At 72.9% G+C, this 11,166-nt stretch carries 11 protein-coding genes and 1 pseudogene; 8 read left to right on the plus strand and 4 right to left on the minus strand.

The annotated features are described in order from the left end of the window. The first annotated feature begins 36 nt into the window (after positions 1-36). From E6R18_RS29545 to E6R18_RS29555, 3 genes are all read left to right on the plus strand, one after another. Positions 37-657, plus strand: a complete 621-nt coding sequence (locus E6R18_RS29545) for an L-threonylcarbamoyladenylate synthase (protein ID WP_136319945.1) — start codon at positions 37-39, stop codon at positions 655-657. Positions 658-841: 184 nt separating this feature from the next. Continuing rightward, a complete protein-coding gene (locus E6R18_RS29550; protein ID WP_136319946.1) occupies positions 842-3,295 on the plus strand; it encodes a GTPase-associated protein 1-related protein in 2,454 nt (817 codons plus the stop codon). A gap of 96 nt (positions 3,296-3,391) precedes the next feature. After that, positions 3,392-3,853 carry a hypothetical protein gene (locus E6R18_RS29555; RefSeq protein WP_136319947.1) on the plus strand — a complete coding sequence of 154 codons (462 nt, stop codon included), beginning with the start codon at positions 3,392-3,394 and terminating at the stop codon, positions 3,851-3,853. 30 nt (positions 3,854-3,883) lie between these two features. Here the strand turns inward: E6R18_RS29555 and msrB are convergent, their stop codons facing one another. From msrB to E6R18_RS29575, 4 genes are all read right to left on the minus strand, one after another. Beyond that, entirely contained in the window at positions 3,884-4,288 is a 405-nt protein-coding gene (msrB, locus tag E6R18_RS29560; protein WP_136319948.1) for a peptide-methionine (R)-S-oxide reductase MsrB, read from the minus strand. An 11-nt stretch (positions 4,289-4,299) separates the two neighbouring features. Further along, complete coding sequence (murC, locus tag E6R18_RS29565; protein WP_136319949.1) at positions 4,300-5,697, minus strand: UDP-N-acetylmuramate--L-alanine ligase; 1,398 nt, start codon at positions 5,695-5,697, stop codon at positions 4,300-4,302. A 62-nt stretch (positions 5,698-5,759) separates the two neighbouring features. Next, positions 5,760-6,212 (minus strand): indole-3-glycerol phosphate synthase, encoded by a 453-nt coding sequence (locus E6R18_RS29570; RefSeq protein ID WP_136319955.1) that lies wholly within the window; start codon positions 6,210-6,212, stop codon positions 5,760-5,762. Positions 6,213-6,427: 215 nt separating this feature from the next. After that, entirely contained in the window at positions 6,428-7,192 is a 765-nt protein-coding gene (locus E6R18_RS29575; RefSeq protein WP_136319950.1) for a pyrimidine reductase family protein, read from the minus strand. A 36-nt stretch (positions 7,193-7,228) separates the two neighbouring features. Here E6R18_RS29575 and zapE point away from each other — a divergent pair, with 36 nt between their 5' ends. The 5 genes and pseudogenes from zapE to E6R18_RS29600 form a co-directional block, all read left to right on the plus strand. Then, positions 7,229-8,368, plus strand: coding sequence for a cell division protein ZapE (zapE, locus tag E6R18_RS29580; protein WP_136319951.1), 1,140 nt, complete (start codon positions 7,229-7,231; stop codon positions 8,366-8,368). 90 nt (positions 8,369-8,458) lie between these two features. Beyond that, positions 8,459-8,884 (plus strand): OsmC family protein, encoded by a 426-nt coding sequence (locus E6R18_RS29585; RefSeq protein ID WP_136319952.1) that lies wholly within the window; start codon positions 8,459-8,461, stop codon positions 8,882-8,884. Between the two features lie 278 nt (positions 8,885-9,162). After that, the gene (locus E6R18_RS29590; RefSeq protein WP_136319956.1) at positions 9,163-9,993 is read left to right on the plus strand and encodes a polyphosphate polymerase domain-containing protein; all 831 of its coding nucleotides are present in this window, start codon (positions 9,163-9,165) and stop codon (positions 9,991-9,993) included. After that, positions 9,990-10,667 carry a DUF4956 domain-containing protein gene (locus tag E6R18_RS29595; protein ID WP_136319953.1) on the plus strand — a complete coding sequence of 226 codons (678 nt, stop codon included), beginning with the start codon at positions 9,990-9,992 and terminating at the stop codon, positions 10,665-10,667. The genes E6R18_RS29590 and E6R18_RS29595 overlap by 4 nt, the downstream gene beginning before the upstream one ends. After that, a pseudogene (locus E6R18_RS29600) lies at positions 10,664-11,166 on the plus strand (spore coat protein CotH); the annotation flags it as partial. The gene E6R18_RS29595 and the pseudogene E6R18_RS29600, both read left to right, overlap by 4 nt.

Consider the following 11,166-nt stretch of genomic DNA (forward strand, 5'->3'; position numbering starts at 1 on the left):
GCGCCCCACCCGCGCACCCGGCCGTAGACTCGCCGGATGGCGAAGTATTTCGACGTACACCCCGAAAACCCCCAGCAGCGCACCATCACCAACGTGGCCGAGAACATCCGCTCCGGGGCGCTCGTCGCGTACCCGACGGACTCGTGCTACGCACTCGGGTGCCAGCTCGGCAGCCGTGACGGCATCTCCCGCATCCGAACGATCCGCGACCTCGACGACCGCCACCACTTCACGCTGATGTGCCAGAACTTCGCCCAGCTCGGGCAGTTCGTGCACATCGACAACGACGTGTTCCGCACCGTCAAGTCGGCGACGCCCGGCCAGTACACCTTCATCCTGCCGGCGACGAAGGAGGTGCCGCGCCAGCTGCTGCACCCGAAGAAGAAGACCGTCGGCGTCCGCATCCCCGACCACGCCGTCGTCCAGGCCCTGCTGGCGGAGCTGGGCGAACCGCTGCTCTCCAGCACCCTGCTCCTGCCCGACGAGGACGAACCCCTCACCCAGGGCTGGGAGATCAAGGAGCGCCTGGACCACGAGGTGGACATCGTCCTCGACTCCGGCGACTGCGGCACCGAGCCGACCACCGTCATCGACTTCTCCAACGGCGAGCTGGAGATCGTACGGCGCGGAGCCGGCGACACCTCGCGGTTCGAGTAGCCGGCGGCTCCCCGGCTTCCCGCCGCACGGGCGCCGGGGCGCGCGGGTCCTTGATAGCGTCGCCCCAGCGACTGCGGAACACTCCCCGCCGGGGTCGCCGCTCTCGGCCGGGACGGCACTGCCACCGCGGGAGCGGGTGCGGGTGGCAGGGGACCTTCACGGCAGGGACGAAGAGAGCCGACGCATGAGCCTCGCGCAGTTGCACTACACCTCCGCGACGGACGGGGACGGGACCGACAGCGGCGAGGAGGGGCCGATACCGGGCCGTTTCAGCGCGGTTGACGCCGCGATACCCGGGTCCGTGCTCACGGAGGCCGGCCCGCTGCTGGCGTACGAACCGCCGCCCGGCACCGAACCACCGCTCACCGACGCCGCGTTGCGCGCGCTGCCCGAAGCGCTCAGCTTCAGTGTGCTGGCCGACGGCGGCCACCTCCTGGCCCGTACGGTCGCGACCCGCCCCGCACCATCGGCGTCCGTGGGCTTCCACGCCCACGCGGTCCACCTCCCGCCCGGCAGCCGGCTGCCGGGCGGCGCGCTGCCGATCACCGCCTGCCGGACCGCCCGCTGGGCCGCCACGACACCCGGGCGCCCGCTGCCGGACCCGCTCGCCGCGCTGCCCGGCGCCACCGGCCACCACGCCCGCGAACGGGAGGGGCTGAACGACTTCGCCGTCGCGCGCGGGCCGTGGCTCGCGGGGGTGCTGGCCGATCTGCGCAGGCTGTGCGAGCCGGGCGCCTCCGGCCGGGTCGTGCTCGTCGAGCCGCAGAGCGCGGACGTGGCCCGGTGGATCGCGCTCGCCTGCGTCGCCCTGCCCGACGAGCTCGCCGGGCGGCTGACGTTCACCACCTACACCCGCCACCCGCTGCGGGCCCCGCAGCGGATCGTCGGTGTACTGCCCCAGGACGCCGCGGAGCTGACGGACCCGGACGTGCGCGTGCACCGGTGCGCCGGGGCCCGCCCGGAAGCGGCCGTGGCCGACGCCTGGGCCGAGACCGCGGCGCGGATCTGGCGCAACCGCACGCCCGAGCTGTTCCGGGAGGCCGCCGAGCTGCCCGGGGAGCCGTTCGCCGCCGGGCCGGTGGCGGTGACGGCGCTGTGCGCGGGCATCGCACTGGGCACGGGAGGGCGCGCCGCCGCCGCGGAGTGGGCCGCCGAACGGCCGTACGCGCTGGACGCGAAGCGGACCCGGCAGCTGGTCGACGCGCTGACCGCGCCGGGCGTGGACGAGCGCTCCGGACCCGAATTCGACGCCGCGGGGCGCCTGTTCGCCGCGCTGGACGGCCGCTCCCCCGCGACCACCACGGCCCCGCTGGCCGCGATGCTGGTGACGGAGGCGGTACGCGGCGGCAACGGCTCCCTCGAACTGCCGGGCCGCACCGCCTTCAGCGGCCCCGAGGGCGCGGCCGTCGCCGGTGTCCTCGGGCCGGAGATCCTGACCGAGCTGGCGAGCGCGGGCGTCGGCCTCGACGTGGCCCGTACGGTGCAACTCCTGCGGGTGGCACGGCTGCTGGGAGTGGACTGCGCCGAGCTGCTGCCCTCGGTGGTGGACCGGCTGGCGCCCGCCCTGCTGGAGGGCGACGAGGAGGGCCCGGGCTGGGCGCCGGCCCTGCTGGAGCTGATGGACGAGCAGTTCGACGTACGGACGGCCCTGCTCGGCGCGCTCGACCGGATCGCGCCGGACAGCCCGGGCGGGGTGGAGCGGCTGCTGCTGCGGGTGCCGCTGCCGTTCACCGGTACGCAGTCGCTGCCGCATCTGCGGATGTGCGCCGGGGCGCCGGAGGCCAGGGCCGACTGCGGCGACGACCGGGTGGCGAGGATGCAGCGGATTCTGCGGGCCGCCGGGGTGTCGCCGTTCGCGGAGCCGCTGGTGCTGCGGACGGCCGTGGGCCTGGTGTGGGAGGAGTCCGCCCCGACGGTGGCCGAGGCCCGGCTGCTGCTGGAGGCGGCGACCTCGGACGCGCACCGGGCGGCCGGTACCTGGTCGCACCTGGTGGCCGCCGCGCTCGCGGCCGGCGCCGGGGACGGCGAGGCGCCGGAGCTGGCCCACGACCTGCTGCGCGGCTTTCCGCGGGAGACCGGGGGCCGGGTGCGCGCGGCGCTCCAGCTCCTGGAGTTCGCCCGCGAGGTGCGCTCGGGGGCGGCCCAGCCGGAGTGGGCCGAGCGGGTGCGGGCGCTGCGCGCGGAGGCCGAGCCGGTGGAGCCGGGGGTGCTCGGGCAGGCGTGCGACGCGGTGGCCGCGCGGCTGCTGGCACCGGAGCGGCCCGAGGCGGAGCTGTACGCCCTGGTGCACAGCGGTGACACGGACCTGATCAACGCCTACGACCGGGGCGCGCGCGGTGACAGCGTCCGGGCCCGGCTGGCGGCCGACGCCGCGTACGCCGCCGACTGCTTCACCGTATGGACGGCCCACCCGCACGCGGGCCCGGCCTGGAGCAGCGCCGCGGCGGCCCTGCTGGAGGAGGTGCTGCGCCCGGTGGTGCGGGGGCTGCCCGCCGACCGGGTCGCGGCGGTCGAGGAGGCCGTGGGCCGCTCGGGCAGCAGCGGCCGGGCGGATGCCTTCCGCGACTGGAACCGCCGGGAGCGCCGGACCCTGGGCCGCCTGGGCCGGCGCATCGCGGGCCGGGTGCGGCGGGCCTGAGCGTGGCACGGGTCGGGCGCGGCGCCCGGTACGGTTGAGGACACCGATCTCGTGCGCCCTCCTGGTGGGCTGCGTGGACCCAGGAGGAGCAGACCGATGACGACGAACCGCGGCCGCAAGGACGTCATCCGCGACCGGATGGCGGCGACCGGTGAGTCGTACAACGTGGCCGCCCGCAACCTCAAGGCGATGAAGGACATGGGCGCCACGCGGGAGGCCGTCCTCACCCAGCGCTGGCAGCCGGCCGATTCCCTCGACGTGCCCTGCCCCTGCGGCGGCACCTGCGAGCCGGGCGAGCGGTGCGGGCGCTGCCACGCGCTGCACCGGCACGTGGCGCGCTACCCGGGCAGCACGACCGAGGTGGAGACGTGGGTGGACCGCTACGAGTGCCTGGGCTGCCCGGCCTCGTACACCCTGACCGTCGTCCTGCCGGGCCGCCCCTGGGGTGTCGCGGAGACCGTGGTGCGGGGCGGCGCGGCGGAGGCGGTGGTGCGGGCCCGGGTCTTCCCCGGCGTCGCGCACCCGCTGCTGCGCCAGGAGGAGCCGTACGGGGAATGACGCGGCGCGCCGGTCCCCGTACGGGCGGGATCAGTCCTCCGGCGTCAGCCGCAGGGAGATCGAGTTGATGCAGTACCGCTGGTCGGTCGGGGTGGGGTAGCCCTCGCCCTCGAAGACATGGCCCAGGTGCGAGCCGCAGCGGGCGCAGCGGACCTCGGTGCGGACCATGCCGTGGCTGCGGTCCTGGATCAGTTCGACCGCGTCGGTGTCCTTCGGGTCGTAGAAGGACGGCCAGCCGCAGTGCGACTCGAACTTGGTGTCGGAGCGGAACAGCTCCGCGCCGCACGCCCGGCAGGAGTAGACACCGGCGGTCTTGGTGTCGGTGTACTCACCGACGAAGGCGGGCTCGGTGCCGGCCTTGCGCAGCACCGCGTACTCGGCGGCGGTCAGCTCCTTGTGCCACTGCTCGTCCGGCTTCTCGACGTCGTACGCCACGGGTGGCTCCTTCAGCTCGACAGGTGGTCCAGGATCTGCGGGCCGAGGTCGGTGACGTCGCCCGCTCCCATGGTGAGAACGAGGTCGCCGGGCTTCGCCATTCCCGCGACGGCCTCGGGGACCTTCGCCTTGTCGTGGACGGCGGTGACGTCGGCGCCGGCCGCCCGCGCCGCGTCGATGATCAGGGCGCTGGTGACGCCGGGGACCGGGTCCTCGCGGGCCGGGTAGATGTCCAGGACCACGGAGGCGTCGGCGAGCGCGAGGGCCTGGCCCATCTCGGTGCCGAGCTCCTGGGTGCGGGAGAACAGGTGGGGCTGGAAGACGACGAGGAGGCGGGCGTCGGATGCGGCGCCGCGCATGGCCTCCAGGTCGGCGGTCATCTCGGTCGGGTGGTGGGCGTAGCTGTCGATGACCTGGACGCCGGCCGCCTCGCCCTTGAGCTGGAGGCGGCGCTTGACCCCGGTGTACTTGCCGAGGGCGGAGGCGAGGTTGTGGGCGGGGATGCCGAGGGCGACGCCCGAGGCGAGGGCGGCCACCGCGTTGAGGGCGTAGTGGCGGCCGGGGACCGAGACGGTGAAGGTGAGGAACTTGCCGCCCAGGACGACCGTGACCTCGCTGGTCAGGCCGCGCGCGGCGATCTTGTGGACGCGTACGTCGGCGGTCTCGGACTCGCCGTAGGTGACGACCGTGAGCGCGGGCAGTTCGGCGCGCACCCGGCGGGTCAGCTCGACGGCGCCGGACTGGTCGGCGGAGACGACGAGGGTGCCGTCGGGGACGATCTTGCCGGCGAAGGTCTCGAAGGACTCGTAGATCTCGTCCATCGAGGCGTAGTTCGCGTGGTGGTCCAGCTCGACGTTGAGGACGATCGCGACCTCGGGGTCGTACTTCTGGAAGCTCCGGTCGCTCTCGTCGGCCTCGGCGACGAAGATCGTGCCCTCGCCGTGCACGGCGTTGGTGCCGGGTCCGGCGAGGTCGCCGCCGATCGCGTACGAGGGGTCGAGGCCCAGCTCGGTCAGGGCGACGGCCAGCATCGAGGTGGTCGTCGTCTTGCCGTGGGTGCCCGCGACGGCGATGGAGCGCAGCCCTCCCATCAGGGAGGCCAGCGCGTCGGAGCGGTGCACGACGGGGATCGACAGCTCCCCCGCGCGCACCAGCTCCGGGTTGTCGGCGCGGATGGCGCTGGAGACGACGACGCAGGTGGCGTCGTCCGCCAGGTGTCCGGCGGCGTGCCCGATGTGGACGGTCGCCCCCAGCGCGCGCAGTGCCTCGGCCGTCGCGGACTCCTTGGCGTCGCTGCCCGCGACCTTCGCGCCGCGCTGGGCGAGGATCTTCGCGATGCCCGACATTCCGGCGCCGCCGATGCCGATGAAGTGCGGTCGTTCCATGGCGGCGGGAATGCCGGGTGCCATCTGTGCTCCTCCAGGTCCTTCGGGTCTGCGGACCGGTGCCACTCCGGAGCCGCGGCCCCAGCCTATTCGCTGTGCGCGAAGAGCTTGAGCACCGGGACGCCGACCTTGTGCCGGGCGCGGGAGGCCCAGTCGCGGTGGAAGAACTCCTCGACGTAGTGCGGCGCGGTCAGCACGATGACCTCGTCGGCGCCCGACTCGCCGACCACGGAGGTGAGCTTGTCCAGGGGGTGGTCCTCGATCACCTGTCCCACGGCCTCGGAGCCCGCCTGGCGCAGGGCCTCCAGGGACACCTGAAGGGCGAGTTCGGCCGACTCCCTGGCGTTCTTGCCCTCGGGCTCCTCGCTCTCGCGGGCCGCTTCCTTCAGTTCGCCCATCGCGAGGTCGTCAATGGCCCGCAGGAGCACATCCGCCTGGTCGCCGCGCGGCTGCATGAGGACGACGAAGGAGGTCTGCTCGTCGCCGTGCAGGGTGGTGACGAATTCGACGTCCCCGGACGTGAGGGCCTTCTCGATCATCAAAACGCTGGTGAACACCACAGGAGCCCTTCTCTTCAGCGACCGCCGCCGGTCGCTGCTGAAACCATCCTTCCCCGTGCTCGCACGGGGTCTGCGAGATCCATTCTGCCCGCGGAACGCTAACCGGAACGGGATATTCCGATTATTGCCGTCCGCCGGGGGCGGTACGGGAGAGCCGCGCACCGGCCCCGGCGGCGGTTCGGGCGGCCCGCGCGTCAGCTCCGCCGGTACCGGGTGAAGAGGAACCCGTCCTCCTCCAGCAGGGACGCCAAGGCGAATCGTTTCGGCACAGTGACCGCGGGCCCGCCCGCGATCCGCTGGGCGTCACCGGCCGTGAGCAGGGGCGCGACGGTCAGGCACAGCTCGTCCAGCACGCCCGCCGCCACGAACTGGCCGAGCAGCCGGGGCCCGCCCTCCGTCAGCAGCCGCCCGAACCCCCGGTCGGCCAGCTCCCGCACGGCCCGGGCGGGATCGACGCGTGAGCCCTCCCCCGCGATCACCACATCGGCACCGGCCTTCCCGGCCGCCGCGATCCGGTCGGGCGGCGCGCCCGCACCGGTCAGCACCAGCGTCGGGACCAGCGGCGAGACGAAGAGCGGGAGCGAGAAGTCCAGGTCCAGGCTGCCGCTCACCACGGCGACGGCCGGGGCGGGGCCCTGACCGGCCGCCGCCCGCCGCGCCGCGAAGGCGTCGCGGGCGCGGGCCGGGCGGTAGCCCTCCAGGCGTACGGTCTCCGCGCCCGCGATCACCACGTCGGCCAGGCCGCGCAGGGTGCCGAAGATCCGCATGTCGCTCTCGCAGGAGATCGGCTGCGAGCGGCCGTCGTGCTGGGCGGCCCCGTCGAGGGTGGAGACCATGTTGGCGCGCAGCCAGGGGCCGGCCGTGCCGGGGTAGGCGTAGGCGTCGGCGAGGTCGTCCAGGCTCCACTCACGCGGAGTGCCGGCCGCTGTCAGGTCCGTCACAGGGAACAGGCGTCGCATGTCCGGCAGTCTGACACGGCCGTAAGCTTGATGGTTGTGTCGTCCTCCCACGCCGTGCCGGGGTCCAGCCCCATAGCCGAAACGGCCCCGCTGTCCCTGTGCGCCCGCGAGCCGCACGTCCCCGCCGACCGCCTGGTCGCCGAGATGGTGCCGCCGCCGCGCTTCGACTCGGTACGTTTCGATACGTACGTACCCGACCCCGACCAGCCCAGCCAGACCGAGGCGGTCGGGGTCCTGAGCGACTTCGCCGCCGGGCTCGGCGGGGCGCACGCTTCGGGCTCCGGCAAATCCGGAGGAGCGCGAAGCGCGTCCCTTGAGGGGTGGTGGCGGGCGACGGGTGGGCGGTTCGGCCGCAAGGCGGCCCAGCCCTCCGGTCCGCGCGGGGTCTACCTGGACGGCGGGTACGGCGTCGGCAAGACCCACCTGCTCGCCTCCCTCTGGCACGCCACGCCGGCCGCGCCCTCGCTGAAGGCGTTCGGGACGTTCGTGGAGCTGACGAACCTGGTGGGCGCGCTCGGCTTCCAGCAGACCGTGCGGACGCTGAGCGGGCACCGGCTGCTGTGCATCGACGAGTTCGAGCTGGACGACCCGGGCGACACCGTGCTGGTGTCCTCGCTGCTGAGCCGGCTGGTCGAGGCGGGGGTGGCGCTGGCCGCGACCTCCAACACGCTGCCGGGCAAGCTCGGCGAGGGCCGGTTCGCCGCGGCCGACTTCCTGCGGGAGATCCAGGGCCTGTCCGCGCACTTCCGCCCCCTGCGCATCGACGGCGAGGACTACCGCCACCGCGGTCTGCCCGAGGCCCCGCCGCCCTACTCGGACGAGCAGGTCACCCGCGCCGCGTACGCCACCGACGGCGCCAGCCTGGACGGCTTCCCCGCACTCCTGGACCACCTGGCCCGGGTCCACCCGAGCCGGTACGGCGCGCTGACGGACGGGCTGCGGGCGGTGTGCCTGACCGAGGTGCGGCCGGTGCCCGACCAGTCGACCGCGCTGCGGCTCGTGGTGCTCGCGGACCGGCTGTACGACCGGGAGGTGCCGGTGCTCGCCTCCGGGCTGCCGTTCGACCGGCTGTTCAGTGAGGAGATGCTGAACGGCGGGTACCGGAAGAAGTACTTCCGGGCGATCTCCCGGCTGACCGCGCTGGCCCGCGACGCGAAGGGGCTGGTCGCGCAGTAGGTTCGGGGGCGTAGGACGTACCACCGGCCGGGCACGACGGTGTGCCCGCCCGTCCCGTACAACCGCGCATTCCGTTTGAAGGGAACCAGCATGGCTACCACGCGTCAGGCGCACACGGTCTGGGAAGGCAACCTCCTTGAGGGCAAGGGCGTCGTCACGTTCGACTCCTCCGGGATCGGTGACTATCCGGTCTCCTGGCCGTCCCGCGCCGAGCAGGCGAATGGGAAGACCAGCCCGGAGGAGCTGATCGCCGCGGCCCACTCCAGCTGCTTCTCGATGGCGCTCTCCAACGGTCTCGCCTCGGCCGGCACCCCGCCGACCCGGCTGGACACCAAGGCCGAGGTCACGTTCCAGCCGGGCACCGGCATCACGGGCATCCACCTCACCGTGGAGGGCGAGGTGCCGGGTCTGGACGAGGCGGGCTTCGCCAAGGCGGCCGAGGACGCGAAGGCGAACTGCCCGGTCAGCCAGGCCCTGTCGGGCACTACGATCACGCTGAGCGCCTCGCTCGCCTGATCCTTTCCCCCGTGTCCCCGGGCAGGCGCCCCGCGCGCCGGCCCGGGGACACGGCTGTTTCCGTCCCGGCCGTGTTCACCTTCCGGCCATTTTGAATCCTCCTGCAATACACCCGGGTTTCTCATCGCTTCCTCATCCGTCGTTGGTTGCGTATCGCGGGCCGGCCGGTCCGGCACGGACGACGAAGGAGGCGCACGGTGTCGCAACCCGACACGGCTCCGTCCGGGGGACCCGCCCAGGGGCACCCCACGGGCACGGAGGACCCCCCACCGCTGCATGTGGCGAGCAGGCTGCACGCCTTCAACAGATACGAGCTCAAATACCTGGTCCCCGTGGAGCTGGCCGCGGACCTCCGCGACGAACTCGCGGAGCGGATGGACCGCGACCTGAACAGTCCGGTCGGCGGCTACGGGGTGTGGAGCCTGTACTACGACTCCCCCGAGCTGCGGTTCTACTGGGAGAAGATCGAGGGCCTGAAGTTCCGCCGCAAGCTGCGCATCAGGCACTACGGCGATCCGGTCGGGGCCACGGACGACTCCGCCGTCTGCGTCGAGGTCAAACAGCGCGTCAACCGGGTCACCCAGAAGCGCCGCATCACCCTGCCCTACGGCACGGCCCGTCAGCTCTGCGACGAGCGGCGGATGGTGGACCACGCGCCGAACGAGCGCGCGTTCATCCACGAGGTGCTCGACCTGGTCGTACGGCTCAACCTCCGGCCGACGGCGATGACCGGCTACCAGCGCGAGGCGCTGGTAGGGCGGGCCGCCGACACCGGTCTGCGGGTCACCTTCGACCGGCGCATCCGGGGCCGCGACCGCGACTTCCACTTCGGGCAGGCGCGGCCGGAGAACCGGTTCACCGTGCCGCCGCACATGTCGGTGATGGAGATCAAGGTCAACGAGCGCACCCCGCACTGGATCACCGACCTGGCGGCCCGGCGCAACCTCAGCCTCGTCCGGGTCTCCAAGTACGTCCAGTCCATCGAGGTGTTCGGGCTGGCACCCCGCTCCGCCTTCCATCTCGACGAGGCGGACTGTCCGCCGCCCCCCACCCCCCTCGACACGCGGCTGCCGGCACAGGAGTCGCCGGTGAAAGCAGGAGCACAGTGAATTTCGAACTGCAGGAACTCAGCGGGACGTTCAGCGTCGCCGACGTCGTCGCGGCGATGGTGCTGTCCTTCGTCCTGAGCACGGTCATCGGTTACGTCTACCGGTACACCCACCGGAACGTCTCCTACAGCCAGTCCTACGTCCAGACGCTCGTCATCGTCGGCATGATCGTCGCGCTGATCATGCTGGTCGTCGGCTCCAACCTGGCCCGGGCGTTCTCCCTGGTGGGCGCGTTGTCCGTGGTCCGGTTCCGCAACGCGGTCAAGGAGACCCGGGACGTCGGGTTCATCTTCCTGGCGATGGCGATCGGCATGGCCTGCGGTGCGCGCTTCTACACGCTGGCCGCGGTCGGCGCGGTCGTGATCTGCGCGGTCGTCGTCATCATGCACAAGTTCAACTGGTTCGCTCTGAACGTCCAGCGCCAGGTCGTCAAGGTCCAGGTGCCGGCGGGCGAGGACTACACCCCGGGCATCCGTGACGTCCTGATCAAGTACACGACCGAGTTCGAGCTGGTGAGCACGGAGACGATCCGCGGCGGGGCGCTGAACGAGGTGTTCTACACGGTCCGCATGAAGAAGGGCACCGAGCCCAGCGACCTGGTCACCGCGCTGCAGGAGCGCACCTCCGGTCAGCGGGTGACGGTCCTGACCGGTTACGACACCACCGACCTGTGAGCCCCGTGGACGGCACGCCCCAAAGGCGGCGGCTGCGCGACCGCGTGCCCGTACGGCTGCGGCACCACTGGAAGCCCGCCGGGGCGCTGTGCGCGGGGCTCGCGGTGATGCTGTACGCGTTCGGCGACGCCCGGATCTCCCCGTACGTCACCTCCGCCTCGCGGGCGGAGGCCGACACGATCACGGAGAACGTGAAGGGCACGGTCGGGCTGTACGACACGTCCGTGAAGCACTCCGTGCAACTGGAGTACGAGCAGACCGACTTCGACAAGATGATGAAGGAGTTCAAGAAGGACGGCACCAAGGACTCGATCCCGGCGGACCTCACCGTCGACGGGGTCTACCTGAGTGACGTCGGCATCCGGCTCAAGGGCAACTCGACCCTGATGTCCCTGCGGGGCACCAACAGGGGTGGCGGCGCGGGAGGCGGCGGCATGCCGGCCGGCGGCGCGGGACAGCGCGGCGGGCAGGGCGGCGGCCGGATGCCGGGCGGCGCGGG

It is taken from the genome of Streptomyces sp. A1277 (assembly GCF_004795015.1).
Classification (GTDB): domain Bacteria; phylum Actinomycetota; class Actinomycetes; order Streptomycetales; family Streptomycetaceae; genus Streptomyces.